The organism is Duganella violaceipulchra, assembly GCF_019166075.1.
Lineage (GTDB): Bacteria > Pseudomonadota > Gammaproteobacteria > Burkholderiales > Burkholderiaceae_D > Rugamonas > Rugamonas violaceipulchra.
Map to the genome: position 1 here is coordinate 53,186 of NZ_JAHTGR010000016.1, position 14,695 is coordinate 67,880.

Below are 14,695 nucleotides of genomic sequence, written 5' to 3' on the forward strand. Positions count from 1 at the left end.
TAGAGGCAGTAATGGCAGTTCCCGTTTCGCAGTAAGGCCCCGCAGGGCGTGAGCTTGCGATTTTACCGCAGCGGACGACTGCTGCGGTGCAGCATCGAAATGCATTGACGGTCTTTGTGCGGACATTCCAAACTCATTCCTATAAAGTCAACTTTTCCAGGAGCCCGCATACATGTATCCACAGAGTCCGCTGATGGGCCAGATGATGAATCAGCCGCTGCTCGTGTCCAGCATCCTGGACTTCGCCGCGCGGCACTACGCCAACAGCGAGATCGTTTCGCAGCGGGTTGAAGGCGACCTGCACCGCTATACCTTCCGTGATTGCCAGCAGCGCGCCAAGCGCCTGGCCAACGCCTTGCACGGGTTGGGCGTGCGCATGGGCGACCGCGTCGCCACGCTGGCCTGGAACGGCTATCGGCATATGGAAGCCTATTACGGCGTATCCGGCTCGGGCGCCGTGCTGCACACGCTGAACCCGCGCCTGCATCCCGACCAGCTGGCCTACATCTGCAACCATGCCGAAGACCAGTACCTGCTGTTCGATTTCTGCTTCCTGCCGCTGGTGGAGGCGTTCGCGCCGCTGTGCAAGGGCATCAAGGGTTTCATCCTGTTCGGCGCCGCCGACCGCATGCCGGCCGAGACCAAGATTCCCAACCTGCTGTGCTATGAGGACTTGATCAATTCCCATTCGCCCGAGTACGAGTGGCCGCTGTTCGACGAGAACTCCGCCTGCACGCTGTGCTACACCTCCGGCACCACCGGCAATCCCAAGGGCGCGCTGTACTCGCACCGCTCGACCGTGCTGCACGCCTACGGTTCGGCCATGCCGAATGCGCTCAACGTCTCGTCGCGCGATACGGTGATGCCGGTGGTGCCTATGTTCCACGTCAACGCCTGGGGCTTGCCGTATTCGGTGCCGCTGTCGGGCGCCAAGATGGTCTTCCCCGGCCCGGCGCTGGATGGCAAATCAGTTTACGAATTGATGGAAAAAGAACAGGTCACGTTCTCGGCCGGCGTGCCGACCGTCTGGCTGGGCCTGATCAACCACGCGCTGCAGAACAAGCTGAAGTTCTCATCCTTCCGCCGCACCGTGATCGGTGGCTCGGCCTGTCCGCCGGCCATGATGAGCACGTTGATCGACGAGTTCGACGTCGAGGTGATCCATGCCTGGGGCATGACCGAAATGTCGCCGCTGGGCACAGCCGGCGGCCTGCTGACCAAGCACCTGGACATGAGCAAGGAAGAGCAGCGCAAGATACTGCAGAAGCAGGGCCATGCGATCTACGGCGTCGACATGAAGATCGCCGACGACGACGGCAAGGAGCTGCCGTGGGACGGCGTCAGCTACGGACACCTGCTGGTCAAGGGGCCGTGGATCATCTCGCGCTACTTCAAGGGCGAGGGCGGCGACGTGCTGGAAAACGGCTGGTTCCCGACCGGTGACGTGGCCACCATCGACCCCGACGGCTTCATGCAGATCACCGACCGCAGCAAGGACGTCATCAAGTCCGGTGGCGAATGGATAGGCACCATCGACCTCGAGAACGTCGCCATGTCGCATCCGGCGGTGATGCAGGCCGCCTGCATCGGCGTCGCCCATCCGAAGTGGGACGAGCGGCCGCTGCTGGTGGTGGTGCTGCGGCCGGGGCAGGACCTCAAGCGCGAGGATCTGCTGGCCCACTTCCAGGGCAAGGTCGCCAAGTGGTGGCTGCCCGACGACGTGGTGTTTGCCGACGCGCTGCCGGTCGGCGGCACCGGCAAGATCCAGAAGAACAAGCTGCGCGAGCAGTACCGGGACTATCGCTTGCCGACCGCCTGAGGCGCTTGCTGGCCCATCGGCAGCTCGGGCAAGAATATCAGCATCATCAAGCCCAGGCCGACCAGCACCGTGCCGGTGGTGAAGATGCTGGCGATGGCGTGGCGATAGAGGTCGGCCGTCGCGGCTTGTCCGTGCAGGCGCTGCGCCAGGATTGCGCCGGAACCGGTCACGCCGACCAGCCCGCCTAGCGAGCGGAAGAACGCCAGCATCGCCGTGCCGACGCCGCGCCGCGTGGCGGGCAGGGCGTTCTGCACCGCCATCGTCATGTTGGGCATCACCAGGCCAAGACCCGCGCCCAGTACGAAGATGGCCGGTTCCAGCGCCAGGTAGCCGGCCGAGTGCGCGATGCCCCAGGCCAGCACGGCGAACGACAAGGTCGCCAGGCTCAGGCCTATCGTCTGCGCCGGCTTGTAGCGGCCGCCCGACCTGGCCAGCACGCGGCCGTTGAACGACGAGGCGATCACCAGGCCGACCATCATCGGCATCGTCAACAGGCCGGAATTGGCCGGGCTGACGCCCATCACCATCTGGAACAGCAGCGGGAAGAACACGCTCGAACCCATCATGCCGACGAAGGTCAGCGCCAGCACCACGCTGGCGACGTTGAACACGCGGTTGTGGAACAGGTCCGGCGGCAGCACCGGCTCCGGCACGCGCCGCACATGCCACAGCAGGGCGGCGGTCAGTGCCACCGCCAGCCCGCTCAGGTACTTCACTTCATCGGAATTCCATGGCCATTGCGTGCCGCCCAAGGCCAGCACCAGCAGCGCTGCCGTGACGCCGCTGGTCAGCAGCACCGAGCCCAGGTAATCGATCTTGTGCTCGCGGTGCGGACTGGTGTGGTGCAGGGATTTGGAGATCACATACAGCGCCAGCGCGCCCATCGGCAGGTTGACGTAGAAGATCCAGTGCCACGACAGCCAACTGGTCAGCAGGCCGCCCATCACCGGCCCCAGCACGCTGGTGACGGCGTACACGGCGGCGATGCTGCCTTGCCGTTTGCCGCGTTCGGCGGGCGGTATCAGGTCGCCGATGACGATCTGCGCCAGCGGCAGGAAGCCGCCCGCGCCCATGCCCTGGATCGCGCGGAACACGATCAGCTCGGTCATATTCTGCGCCATCCCGCACAGGGCCGAGCCGATCAGGAAGGTGAGGATGGCCGTGTACAGCAAGGGTCTGCGGCCGTACTGGTCGCTCAGCTTACCGTACAGCGGCATGGTGGCGGTGGAGGCCAGCATGTAGGCCGTCACCACCCACGACAGATGGGCCATGCCGCCCAGGTCGGAGACGATGCGCGGCAGCGCGGTGGCCACGATGCTCTGGTCCAGCGCGGCCAGGCCGATCATGATCACCAGTCCCATGTAGATGGCGCGGATTTCCTTGGCCGTGACCGGCGCGGTATCTGTAGGCATCGTCATTCACCGATCTCGTTGAGGTATTGGATGGCGTGGCGCAGCGCCTGCGCGCCGTCCGGTGGCAGTTGCGCCAGCTTGCGGGCCAGCCAGTCGAGACGGCGGCTGCGGATGTCCTCGATCACCGCCTCACCTTGAGGCGTGAGCAGCAGGCCGACCCGGCGGCGGTCCTCGGGATTGGGCACAGCGCGCCGCACCAGGCCGGCGTTCTCCAGGGCCTTGATGTGGCCGCTCATGGTCGGGCCGCGCAGCTTCTCCATGCGCGCCAGCTCGGCCACGCCGATGCCGGGCGCCTTGCTGATGGTCGACAGCAGCAGTTTGTGTTGCAGAGTCAGGCCGTGCGGGTCGCTGTCGCCTTCCTGGCGGATGCGGCGGAACACGTGATGCAGTGCGGTCCTCAGCTCGTCGGCCAGCGCAACGGCTTCCTTGGGGATGGCGGGTTCTTTGGTCATGGTATTTAATATAGGTAGGCTACCTATCTATATTAAGCGATGCCGGGCCGGACATCAAGTCAAAGAAAATCGAAATTGATACGCAGCTCGAATTCCGAGTATGACATTTCATACTCGGGCACAGGCGCCTGGCCACGCTCATGCCACAAGAACCTCATGTAATCAATGATTTGGCTCAATAGTCCGGCTTGCCATTGCCATGGCACAGATAGTGCTATCTCTGTTGTGAAAAGTGCATTCGATGGCGGCCATCCGCTTCGAAGCGCTTTTTAATTACAAATACAACGGAGACAAAGAAAAATGAACAAAGTAATTCCCACCCGAACGCGCAGGGCAGCTTCCTGACGTAGGCGCCGATAGCGCGCCACTCCATCGCTAATTTCACGGCTGACCGAGCCCGGACCTTGCTCCCGCAGATCCGGCGGGTATCGCTGCACCCTCGATTTTCGGGTGTGGCGTTCCAGTGTGCCCGGTCGCGTGCTTGTACCCATCGCACACACTTATTGGATCGTTTATGAAAGCATCATTAGTAGCTGGTCTCTTGCTCGCCTCCGCTACCGGCGCCGCCTCGGCGCAATCTGGCATCACCGTCTACGGCATACTGGACGCGGGCATCGCCCGCGAAACAGGGGGCGCCGATGGCGCGGTCACCAAGCTGGCCAGTGGCGTGCAGTCCGGCAGCCGGCTGGGCTTCAAGGGGCAAGAGGACCTGGGCAATGGCATGAACGCCCACTTCGTACTGGAGAACGGGCTAGATCTCGACACCGGCAAGGCGCGCCAGAACGGCGCCTTGTTCGGCCGCCATGCCTATGTCGGCTTGACCACCAGCGCCGGTACCGTCAACCTGGGCCGTCAATGCAACCCGATCTTCATCGCGCTGGACGGCATCGACCCCTTTGAAACCGGCTTTACCGGTGCCGCCACCAATCTGATGAGCATCGGCACGGCACGCACCAATAACACCATCAGCTATGCATCGCCCAAGCTGAATGGACTGTCCGCCACCGTGATGTATGGTTTGGGCGAACAGGCCGGCGATAGCTCTTTGGGGCGTACCGTCGCTTTTTCCATCGACTACGCTGCGGGCCCGTTGGTGGGAACCTTGGCATATGACAGCCTGAAGGTCACGTCTTTCAATACGCTGAAAGAGGTCCTGCTGGGTGCCAGCTACAACTTCGGCCCCGCGACCGTACACGCCGCGTATGAAACCGAAAAGAACGACGTCGGCGGCGATTTCCGCGACTTCCTGCTGGGCGCCTCGGTGCCACTCGGACAGGGCAAGCTGCTGGCCTCGTATGTTAAAAAGCAGGACCGTTCCGCGACCCAGCGGGGCGGCAGACAGCTTGCGGTCGGCTATACCTACGCGCTTTCCAAACGCACCAACCTCTACAGTTCATTCGGCACCATCCGCAACGAGCTGGCCGCCACCAATGTGGTGGGCGATGCATCGAGCGGCGGCAGCGCGCCGGCTGCTGGAGATGGATCGCGAGCACTGGCGGTCGGTATCCGGCATAAGTTCTGACATCCCGGCGAATAAAACCCACAAAGCACCACCGGGGTTTGAGCCCTTTCGGGACCAGACCCTATTCCATCCCCTTATCTTTCTTGGAGACTTTATGTACGTTCCTATTTCCTCCCGTCTGTTGTCCGCGCTGTGCGCCCTGGCGCTGCTGGCCGGGGCCGTTCCAGCGGTGCGCGCCGCTGACGCCGCGCCATCGGCCCATGTGACCATCCTGGCCACCGGCGGCACCATCGCCGGCAGCGGCGCCACCAGCACCACCACGGTCGGCTACACCGCCGCCACGGTCGGTGTCGAGCGCCTGATCCAGGCTGTGCCGGAATTGGCCAAGGTGGCGCAAGTCAAGGGCGAGCAAGTGTTCCAGATCGCCAGCGAAAACATGAGCAACGCGCATTGGCTGACGCTGGCCAAGCGCGTCAACGTGCTGCTGGCCCAGCCGGATGTCGATGGCATCGTGATCACCCACGGCACCGACACGCTGGAAGAGACCGCCTATTTCCTGGACCTGGTCGTCAAGAGCAAGAAGCCGGTCGTGCTGGTCGGCGCCATGCGTCCTGGCACCGCATTGTCGGCGGACGGCCCGATCAACCTGTACAACGCCGTGCTGCTGGCCGCCAGCCAGGAAGCCGTCGGCAAGGGCGTGCTGGTCGCGATGAACGACCAGATCCACGGCGCCCGCGACGTCACCAAGACCAACACCTCGACCCCGGACAGCTTCAAGACGCCGGAACTGGGCATGCTGGGCTACTTCCAGGGCAACAAGCCTTACTTCTACCATGTGTCGACCCGCAAGCACACGCTCGACACCGAGTTCGACATCAGCAAGCTGGACGCGCTGCCGCAGGTCGACATCGTCTACGGCTACGCCAACGTCAGCCCGGTGGCGCTGAACGCGGTGGTGGCGGCCGGCGCCAAGGGCATCATCCACGCCGGTGTCGGCGACGGCAGCCTGGCGTCCAAGGTATTGCCTTCGCTGACCGCGGCCCGCAAGCAAGGCGTGCTGATCGTGCGCTCGGCCCGCGTAGGCCAGGGCATCGTGGCGCGCAACGGCGAAGCCAACGACGATGAGCTGGACTTCGTGGTCTCCGACACGCTGAACCCGCAAAAAGCGCGCATCCTGCTGATGCTGGCCCTGACCAAGACCAGCGACAGCAAGGAAATCCAGCGCATGTTCTACACCTACTGATACTCGGCTAACTCCGGCGGCAAAAAAAAAGCCCGGCGAACCGGGCTGAGGGAGGAGACTTGCTGTTACTTGAGGGCGCCGAACACCTTGCCGATCAATTTGCTGCCGGCGCCGAGCGGATCGGCGCGGATGGCTTTTTCTTCTTCGCCTATCATCGTGTACAGGCCGTCCAGCGCGCGCTGGGTGACGTAGCCCTCGACCGTGGTCTGTTCCTTGGCCAGCACGCCCAGCTTGGGTGCCATCGCCATCGCGGTGTTGTACTTGTTGGCCAGGTCGGAGCGGTCGGTGACCTTCTTCACGATCGGCAGGAACTGCACCGCCAGTTTCGGCGAGGTCTTCTCGCGGAAGAAATCGGTCACCGAGGTGTCGCCGCCGGTCAGGATGTTCTTGGCGTCGGTGATGCTCATGGACTTGACGGCGTCCACCAGCAGCGGCTTGGCCATCGGCACGGCCGCCTCGGCCGCGTGGTTCATCTGCACCACCAGGTCGTCGAGCTGCTGGCCCTTGCCGGTCATCTTCAGCAGCGGACGCGCCTGTTCCAGGATTTTCGGCAGCGGGATGCGCACCTTCTCATTGTTGAGGAAACCGTGCTCCGCTCCCAGCTTGGCCACCGCCAGCGACGAGCCCTTGTCCAGCGCCGCCTTCAGTCCGCCCGTGGCGTCCTGGTTGCTCAGATCGGCCAGCGACAGCGCATAGGCGCTGGCCGCGGCCAGCGTCAAGGGGAGCAGCAGGGCGGCGGCGCGGCGGGAAATAGACATGGCAGACCTCATAGTGGCATGGCCGGCGGCTGCCGGCATGGCGCTACTTTAACCTAGCGCCACGTATGCTGCCACCCCATCCTGTACCACGCCATGAGGTCAATAAAAAAAATAATACGACCGTTCTTTTATGCGGTATAGTGAGTGGGCTGACGATCTTATTAAAGCTCCACTAAAACATAAGGAAGAGACATGACTGCTGAATATGAAGTCCGCGGCACGGTTGCCGTCATCACGCTGAACAATCCGCCGGTCAACGGCCTGGGCCTGGCCACCCGCACGGCGGCGGTCAAGGGTATCCAGCAGGCGCTGGCGGACGACGCCGTCAAGGCCATCGTCATCACCGGCGCCGGCAAGGCCTTCTCGGGCGGTGCCGACATCAAAGAATTCAATTCGCCGAAAGCGCTGGCCGAGCCCAGCCTGCACACGCTGATCGCCACCGCCGAAGGTTCGACCAAGCCGGTGGTGGCCGCCATCCACACCATCTGCATGGGTGGCGGGCTGGAGCTGTCGCTGGGTTGCCACTACCGCGTGGCGATGCCGGGCGCGCAGATCGCGCTGCCGGAAGTCAAGCTGGGCGTGCTGCCGGGCGCCGGCGGCACGCAGCGCCTGCCGCGCGTGCTGGGCCTGGAAATGGCGTTGAACATGATCGTCTCCGGCACGCCGGTACTGTCCGACAAGCTGGCCAACACCGCGCTGTTCGACGCCGTGTTCGCCGCCGACGCCGACCTGGTCAGCTCGGCCGTGGCCTTCGCCGAAACCATCGCCGATGCGCGTCCGCTGCCGAAAGTGCGCGACCGCAAAGTCGACTACCCGAACCACGAGGCCTTCCTGCAATTCTCGCGCAACACCGTCAAGGCCATGTCCGGCCCGTTCCCGGCGCCGCTGGAGTGCGTGGAAACGGTGGCCGCCTCGGTCACGATGAAGTTCGAGGACGGCATGAAGTTCGAACGCGAACGCTTCCTGCACCTGATCCAGACCACCGAATCGAAGGCGCTGCGCCACGCCTTCTTCGCCGAGCGCGTCGCCAGCAAGGTGCCGGACGTACCGCCCGATACGCCGGTGCGCGCCATCAAGCAGGCCGCCGTGATCGGCGCCGGCACCATGGGCGGCGGCATCGCCATGAACTTCCTCAACGCCGGCATTCCGGTGGTCATGCTGGAGACCAAACAGGAAGCGCTGGACAAGGGTCTGGCCACGATCCGCAAGAACTACGAAAACACCATGAAGAAGGGCAAGCTGACGCAGGAAAAGTTCGACCAGCGCATGGCCCTGGTCAGCGGCACGCTGGCGTATGAAGACATCGGCCAGGCCGACATCGTGGTCGAAGCCGTGTTCGAGGAAATGGGCGTCAAGGAAGCCGTGTTCCGCAAGCTGGACGAAGTGATGAAGCCGGGCGCCATCCTGGCCTCCAACACCTCGACCCTGGACCTGAACCAGATCGCCGGCTTCACCAAGCGTCCGCAGGACGTGATCGGCACCCACTTCTTCAGCCCCGCCAACGTCATGAAGCTGCTGGAAATCGTGCGCGGCGCGCAGACCGGCAAGGATGTGCTGGCGACCGCGTTGGCGCTGTCGAAAAAACTCAAGAAGACCGGCGTGGTGTCGGGCGTGTGCGACGGCTTCATCGGCAACCGCATGATCGAGCAGTACAGCCGCCAGGCCGGCTTCCTGCTGGAAGAGGGCGCCTTGCCGGAGCAGGTCGACAAGGCGGTCGAGAAGTTCGGCTTCGCCATGGGGCCGTTCCGCATGGGCGACCTGGCCGGCAACGACATCGGCTGGGCCATCCGCAAGCGCCGCTACGTGGAGAAGCCGGAAATCAGCTACTCCAAGACCGCCGACCTGCTGTGCGAGATGGGCCGCTACGGCCAGAAAACCGGCGCCGGCTGGTACGACTACAAGGCGGGCGACCGCAAGGCCTATCCGAACGAGCAGGTCAACGCCATGATCGTGCAGCACTCGGCCGATATCGGCGTGGCGCGCCGCAAGATCAGCGACCAGGAGATCATCGAGCGCCTGGTGTATTCGATGGTCAACGAAGCGGCCCACATCCTGGAAGAGGGCATCGCGCTGCGCGCCTCGGACATCGACATGGTCTACCTGACCGGCTACGGCTTCCCGCTGTTCCGCGGCGGCCCGATGTTCTACGCAGACACGGTGGGCCTGCCGAACGTGTTGGCGGCGATCAACAAGTACGCCCAGGGCCACCAGGGCAGCGCCTGGAAGCCGGCGCCGCTGCTGGTCAAGCTGGCCGAAGAGGGCAAGGGCTTTAATAGTTGATGTGGGGAAAAACTCACACCCCCAGATAAATTTGCCGGGGTGTGAGTATTTTCAAAAAAACGGACTATACTTTCCATATGGCATCAAACAAACCTTCGAAGCCCTAAAAAACGGTTCGAGTTGCAACGTGAGTGGGCAGTTTGGCGTCGATGCTTCATACCAAATTCGAAAGATTCACGCTTTCCCGTTTAAGCGCCTCGGCCGCCATATTTGGCGGCTTTTTTATGGCCGCTTAAAAAAATAGCCGCCATCGCTGGCGGCTATTGCAGGCTAAGCAAAAAGCTTAGTCGTTGGCGTAGATGTTGTTGTCCTTGGTTTCCGAGACGAACAGCGCGCCGATCACGGCCGTGATCAGGGCGATGATGATCGGATACCACAGGCCGTAGTAGATGTCGCCCTTGAACGCCACCAGCGCGAACGAGATGGTGGGCAGCAGGCCGCCGAACCAGCCGTTGCCGATGTGGTAGGGCAGGGACATCGAGGTGTAGCGGATGCGGGTAGGGAACATCTCCACCAGCATCGCGGCGATCGGGCCGTACACCATGGTCACGTACAGCACCAGGATGAACAGCACCGCCACCATCATCGGCTTGTTCATTTGCGACTCATCCGCCTTGGCCGGGTAGCCCGCGCCCTTGATGGCGGCGCCAACTTCCTTCTTCAATGCGGCTTCGGTTTCCTTGCTGGACTTGTCGAAGTTCAGGCCGTCGGGCGTCATGGTCGCGTTGAAGGAAGTGATTTCCTTGTCGCCGATCTTGATCTTGGCGACGCTGCCCGCCGGGCCGGCCTGCGTGGTGTAGTTGACCGAGGCCAGCGACAACATGCCGGTCGCGATATCGCACGACGAAGGGAATTTCTTCTGGCCGGTCAGGTTGAACTGGAAGTGGCACGATTCCTGGTCGGCGATCACCACCACCGGCGAGTTCTGCAGCGCGGTTTCCAGCGCCGGATTGCCGTAGTGGGTCAGTGCGCCGAACAGCGGGAAGTAGGTGGCCGCGGCCAGCACGCAGCCGCCCAGGATGATCCATTTGCGGCCCACCTTATCGGACAGCATGCCGAAGAAGATGAAGAACGGGGTGGCCAGCGCCAGCGAAATGGCGGTCAGGATGTTGGCGTTGGCGCCGTCGACCTTCAGCACTTGCGTCATGAAGAACAGGGCGTAGAACTGGCCGGTGTACCACACCACCGCCTGGCCCATCGTCAGGCCGACCAGCGCCAGGATCACCACTTTCAGGTTGCGCCATTGGCCGAATGCTTCGCTCAGCGGTGCTTTCGAGGTGCGGCCTTCGGCCTTCATCTTGGCGAACGCCGGCGACTCATTCATCGACAGGCGAATCCACACCGATACGCCCAGCAGCAGCACCGACACCAGGAACGGCACGCGCCAGCCCCAGGCCGCGAACTCTTTTTCGCCGATGGCGGTGCGGGTACCCAGGATCACCAGCAGCGACAGGAACAGGCCCAGCGTTGCCGTGGTCTGGATCCAGGCGGTGAACGAACCGCGCTTGCCGTTCGGCGCGTGCTCGGCCACGTAGGTGGCTGCGCCGCCGTATTCGCCGCCCAGCGCCAGGCCCTGCAGGATGCGCAGCGAGACCAGGATGATAGGGGCGGCGATGCCGATCGCCTCATGACCGGGTAGCAGGCCGACAATGAAGGTCGAGGCGCCCATGATCAGGATGGTGATCAGGAAGGTGTATTTACGGCCGATCATGTCGCCGAGGCGGCCGAACACCAGCGCGCCGAATGGGCGCACAATAAAGCCCGCCGCGAATGCCAGCAGCGCGAAAATAAAGGTGGTGGTCGGATCGCCGATGAAGAACTGCTTGGCGATGATCGGAGCAAGCGAGCCGTACAGATAGAAATCGTACCACTCGAAAATCGTCCCCAGCGAGGACGCAAAGATCACCTTGCGTTCTTCCGGCGTAATGGCGCCGGACTTGGGCAGGTTGCGCGGATCGGCAGTGCCTGATGTTGTCGTCATTTTTGTCTCCTGTAATTTTTTGAATTTCCCCAGCCGAGATAGTTACATTTTCGTCAGCTTGAGCGCAGTGTGCCCCGCGAACCTTACACAAAGCTTGCTCCAAACTTACGCGAACCTTACATAAATATTTGCGAACGACCGTACTAAAATATGCTATTCTGGTTTCACTAAAAACACCCACTCATAGGAGACTTTCATGATCGACGCCGTCATTGTTTCAACCGCCCGCACTGGTTTGGCCAAGTCGTGGAAAGGCGCGTTCAACATGACGCATGGCGCCACCCTGGGCGGCCATGCACTGCAAGCGGCGATCAGCCGTGCCGGCATTGAAGCAGGAGAGGTGGAAGACGTGCTGATCGGCTGCGCCAACCCCGAGGGCGCCACCGGCGGCAACATCGCGCGCCAGATCGCCATCCGCGGTGGCTGCCCGGTGACCACCGGCGGCATGACCATCAACCGTTTCTGTTCGTCCGGCCTGCAGACCATCGCCACCGCCGCCCAGCGCATCGTCGCCGGCGAAGGCGACATCTACGCCGCCGGCGGCGTGGAATCGATCTCCTGCGTGCAGCAGGAAATGAATATGCATATGTACAAGGAAGTCTGGCTGTCGCAGTACAAGCCGGAAATCTACTGGCCGATGCTGCAGACGGCGGAAACCGTGGCCAAGCGCTACAACATCAGCCGCGAGCGCCAGGATGAATACGGCGTGCAGAGCCAGCAGCGCGCCGCCGCCGCCCAGGCGGCCGGCCGTTTCGACGCCGAGATCGTGCCGATGACCACCACCATGGGCGTGGCCGACAAGGCCAGCGGCATGCTGCTGACCAGGGAAGTGACGATCTCGGCCGACGAAGGCATCCGCGCCGACACGACCTATGAAGCGGTGTCGAAAATCCGCAGCGCGGTGCCGGGCGGCGTCATCAGCGCCGGCAATGCCAGCCAGTTTTCGGACGGCGCCTCGATGTCCATCGTCATGAGCGCGCAGACTGCCGCCGCCAAGGGCTTGCAGCCACTGGGCATCTTCCGCGGCTTCGCCGTCGCCGGTTGCGAACCGGACGAGATGGGCATCGGCCCGGTGTTCGCGATTCCCAAGCTGCTGAAGAAGGCCGGCCTGAAGGTCGAGGATATCGGCCTGTGGGAACTGAACGAAGCCTTTGCCGTGCAGGTGCTGTACTGCGCCGACACGCTCGGCATCCCGATGGACCGCCTCAACGTGAACGGCGGCGCGATCGCCGTCGGCCACCCGTACGGCGTGTCGGGCGCGCGCCTGACCGGCCATGCGCTGCTGGAAGGCAAGCGCCGGGGCGTCAAATATGTGGTCGTCACCATGTGCATCGGTGGCGGCCAGGGAGCGGCGGGCCTGTTCGAAGTGGTGTAAGCCATGCCGTCCCTTCTGCTGTCGCGCCGCGACATCGCCTTCATGCTGTACGAATGGCTGGACGCGGAGGCGCTGACCCGGCGCGCCCGCTTCAGCGACCACAACCGCGAAACCTTCGATGCCGCCATCGATACGGCCGAGCAGCTCGCCACCGAGCTGTTCGCGCCGCACAACAAGAAGGGCGACAGCGAGGAGGCGCGCGCCGTCCAGGGCGAACGTTGCCTCAGCGTCGAACTGATCCCGGAGGTGAAGACGGCGCTCGACGCCTTCTGCGCCGCCGGCTTGATGGCGGCCGGACAGGACTACGAGCACGGCGGCATGCAGCTGCCCGTGGTGATGCAGAAGGCGCTGTCCGCGTACTTCACCGCGGCCAACGTCTCGACCAGCGCCTACACCTTCCTGACCATGAGCGCGGCCAACACCCTGCTCAAGAGCGGCACGCCGGAACAGGTGCGCCGCTACGCCGGACCGATGTTCGCCGGGCGCTTCTTCGGCACCATGTGCCTGTCGGAGCCGCAGGCCGGTTCCAGCCTGTCCGACATCGTCAGCCGCGCCGTGCCCGATCCGCAGCCCGGCCCGGAAGGCGAGCGCCAGTTCCGCCTGAGCGGCAACAAGATGTGGATCTCGGCCGGCGAGCACCAGCTGTCGGACAACATCGTGCACCTGGTGCTGGCCAAGATCCCCGGCCCGGACGGCAAGCTGATTCCCGGCGTCAAAGGCATCTCGCTGTTCATCGTGCCCAAGTTCCTGGTCAACGACGACGGCAGCCTCGGCGAGCGCAACGATGTCGTGCTGGCCGGCCTGAACCACAAGATGGGCAATCGCGGCACCAGCAACTGCCTGCTCAACTTCGGCGAAGGCAAGTTCCAGCCGCAAGGCAAGGGCGGCGCCATCGGCCACCTGGTCGGCCAGCCGCACCAGGGCCTGGCCAATATGTTCCACATGATGAACGAGGCACGCATCGCCGTCGGCCTGGGCGCTGCGGTGTTGGGCTATACCGGCTACCTGCACGCGCTGGACTATGCGCGCAACCGGCCGCAGGGCCGCCATCCGGCGCAAAAAGATCCGGCCCAGCCGCAACTGCCGATCATCGAACACACCGATGTGCGGCGCATGCTGCTGGCGCAGAAGGCCTACGTGGAGGGCGGCCTCGGCCTGGTGCTGTACAGCGCCCGCCTGGTCGACGAGCAGAACAGCGCCGAAACGCCGGAAGCGCGCGAACATGCGGGCCGCTTGCTCGACTTCCTGACGCCGATCACCAAATCGTGGCCGTCGCAATGGTGCGTGGAGGCCAACAGCCTGGCGATCCAGGTGCACGGCGGCTACGGCTACACGCGGGAATACAATGTCGAGCAGTTCTACCGCGACAACCGCCTGAACGCCATCCACGAAGGCACGCACGGCATCCACGGCCTCGACCTGCTGGGCCGCAAGGCCAGCATGCAGGACGGCGCACTGTTCAAGGCCTTCGGCGCCGAGCTGCGCAAGACGGTACGCAAGGTGCGCGGCAGCGTCGGTGCGCCGGATGTTGTATCGTCTGGGCTGGCGGGCATCAGCAAGGAACTGCTGGCGCACGCCGATGCGCTCGATGGCGCGTGGCAGGCAGTGGAACTCGTCACTCAAAAGCTGTATGCTGCCGGCGACCTGAACAAAACCCTGGCCAACGCCAGCCTGTACCTGGAAGCGGTCGGCCACGTGGTGGTCGCCTGGATCTGGCTGCAGCAAGCCTTGCTGGCCGCCGCCGCCTTGGAAACCGGCGACGCCGATTTCTACCGTGGCAAGCTGCAAGCCTGCCGCTACTTCTTCCACTGGGAACTGCCGAAAGTCGAACAGCAGCTGGAACTGCTGGCCAGCATAGACACCACCACGCTCGACATGCGCGACGCGTGGTTCTGAACAAGCAATTACTCAAG

Annotated in this window: 10 protein-coding genes; 6 read left to right on the forward strand and 4 right to left on the reverse strand. The window is 63.5% G+C overall.

Annotation, left to right across the window (positions count from 1 at the left end):
• Positions 1-172 precede the first annotated feature (172 nt).
• Positions 173-1,819 (forward strand): 3-(methylthio)propionyl-CoA ligase, encoded by a 1,647-nt coding sequence (locus tag KVP70_RS25440; protein ID WP_229225084.1) that lies wholly within the window; start codon positions 173-175, stop codon positions 1,817-1,819.
• Here the strand turns inward: KVP70_RS25440 and KVP70_RS25445 are convergent.
• A complete protein-coding gene (locus KVP70_RS25445) occupies positions 1,798-3,237 on the reverse strand; it encodes an MDR family MFS transporter (protein WP_217945218.1) in 1,440 nt (479 codons plus the stop codon). The genes KVP70_RS25440 and KVP70_RS25445 overlap by 22 nt on opposite strands.
• Positions 3,234-3,683 (reverse strand): MarR family winged helix-turn-helix transcriptional regulator, encoded by a 450-nt coding sequence (locus KVP70_RS25450; protein WP_217945219.1) that lies wholly within the window; start codon positions 3,681-3,683, stop codon positions 3,234-3,236. Before KVP70_RS25450 ends, KVP70_RS25445 begins: the two co-directional genes overlap by 4 nt.
• A 514-nt stretch (positions 3,684-4,197) precedes the next feature.
• Here KVP70_RS25450 and KVP70_RS25455 point away from each other — a divergent pair.
• Both KVP70_RS25455 and KVP70_RS25460 read left to right on the forward strand, forming a co-directional pair.
• Positions 4,198-5,205, forward strand: coding sequence for a porin (locus KVP70_RS25455; protein WP_217945220.1), 1,008 nt, complete (start codon positions 4,198-4,200; stop codon positions 5,203-5,205).
• 94 nt (positions 5,206-5,299) lie between these two features.
• Positions 5,300-6,388, forward strand: coding sequence for a type II asparaginase (locus KVP70_RS25460; RefSeq protein ID WP_217945221.1), 1,089 nt, complete (start codon positions 5,300-5,302; stop codon positions 6,386-6,388).
• A gap of 65 nt (positions 6,389-6,453) precedes the next feature.
• Here KVP70_RS25460 and KVP70_RS25465 read toward each other — a convergent pair whose 3' ends face one another.
• On the reverse strand, positions 6,454-7,146 hold the full coding sequence (locus KVP70_RS25465; protein WP_217945222.1) for a DUF4197 domain-containing protein: 693 nt from the start codon (positions 7,144-7,146) through the stop codon (positions 6,454-6,456).
• A 192-nt stretch (positions 7,147-7,338) separates the two neighbouring features.
• On the opposite strand from KVP70_RS25465, the gene KVP70_RS25470 reads away from it, so the two are divergent.
• The gene (locus tag KVP70_RS25470) at positions 7,339-9,426 is read left to right on the forward strand and encodes a 3-hydroxyacyl-CoA dehydrogenase NAD-binding domain-containing protein (protein WP_217945223.1); all 2,088 of its coding nucleotides are present in this window, start codon (positions 7,339-7,341) and stop codon (positions 9,424-9,426) included.
• 283 nt (positions 9,427-9,709) lie between these two features.
• On the opposite strand, the gene KVP70_RS25475 is transcribed toward KVP70_RS25470, so the two are convergent.
• A complete protein-coding gene (locus KVP70_RS25475; protein ID WP_217945224.1) occupies positions 9,710-11,407 on the reverse strand; it encodes an MFS transporter in 1,698 nt (565 codons plus the stop codon).
• Between the two features lie 196 nt (positions 11,408-11,603).
• Here KVP70_RS25475 and KVP70_RS25480 point away from each other — a divergent pair, with 196 nt between their 5' ends.
• A complete protein-coding gene (locus KVP70_RS25480) occupies positions 11,604-12,782 on the forward strand; it encodes an acetyl-CoA C-acyltransferase (RefSeq protein WP_217945225.1) in 1,179 nt (392 codons plus the stop codon).
• A 3-nt stretch (positions 12,783-12,785) separates the two neighbouring features.
• Positions 12,786-14,678: an acyl-CoA dehydrogenase gene (locus KVP70_RS25485; RefSeq protein WP_217945226.1), complete on the forward strand. Its 1,893-nt coding sequence runs from the start codon at positions 12,786-12,788 to the stop codon at positions 14,676-14,678.
• The last annotated feature ends 17 nt before the right edge of the window (positions 14,679-14,695 follow it).

What these genes read in the sequence shown, in the direction of transcription:
- KVP70_RS25440 (WP_229225084.1), top strand. Translation starts at nt 173, where the DNA reads ATGTATCCACAGAGTCCGCTGATGGGCCAGATGATGAATCAGCCGCTG.
- KVP70_RS25445 (WP_217945218.1), bottom strand. Translation starts at nt 3,237, where the DNA reads ATGACGATGCCTACAGATACCGCGCCGGTCACGGCCAAGGAAATCCGC.
- KVP70_RS25450 (WP_217945219.1), bottom strand. Translation starts at nt 3,683, where the DNA reads ATGACCAAAGAACCCGCCATCCCCAAGGAAGCCGTTGCGCTGGCCGAC.
- KVP70_RS25455 (WP_217945220.1), top strand. Translation starts at nt 4,198, where the DNA reads ATGAAAGCATCATTAGTAGCTGGTCTCTTGCTCGCCTCCGCTACCGGC.
- KVP70_RS25460 (WP_217945221.1), top strand. Translation starts at nt 5,300, where the DNA reads ATGTACGTTCCTATTTCCTCCCGTCTGTTGTCCGCGCTGTGCGCCCTG.
- KVP70_RS25465 (WP_217945222.1), bottom strand. Translation starts at nt 7,146, where the DNA reads ATGTCTATTTCCCGCCGCGCCGCCGCCCTGCTGCTCCCCTTGACGCTG.
- KVP70_RS25470 (WP_217945223.1), top strand. Translation starts at nt 7,339, where the DNA reads ATGACTGCTGAATATGAAGTCCGCGGCACGGTTGCCGTCATCACGCTG.
- KVP70_RS25475 (WP_217945224.1), bottom strand. Translation starts at nt 11,407, where the DNA reads ATGACGACAACATCAGGCACTGCCGATCCGCGCAACCTGCCCAAGTCC.
- KVP70_RS25480 (WP_217945225.1), top strand. Translation starts at nt 11,604, where the DNA reads ATGATCGACGCCGTCATTGTTTCAACCGCCCGCACTGGTTTGGCCAAG.
- KVP70_RS25485 (WP_217945226.1), top strand. Translation starts at nt 12,786, where the DNA reads ATGCCGTCCCTTCTGCTGTCGCGCCGCGACATCGCCTTCATGCTGTAC.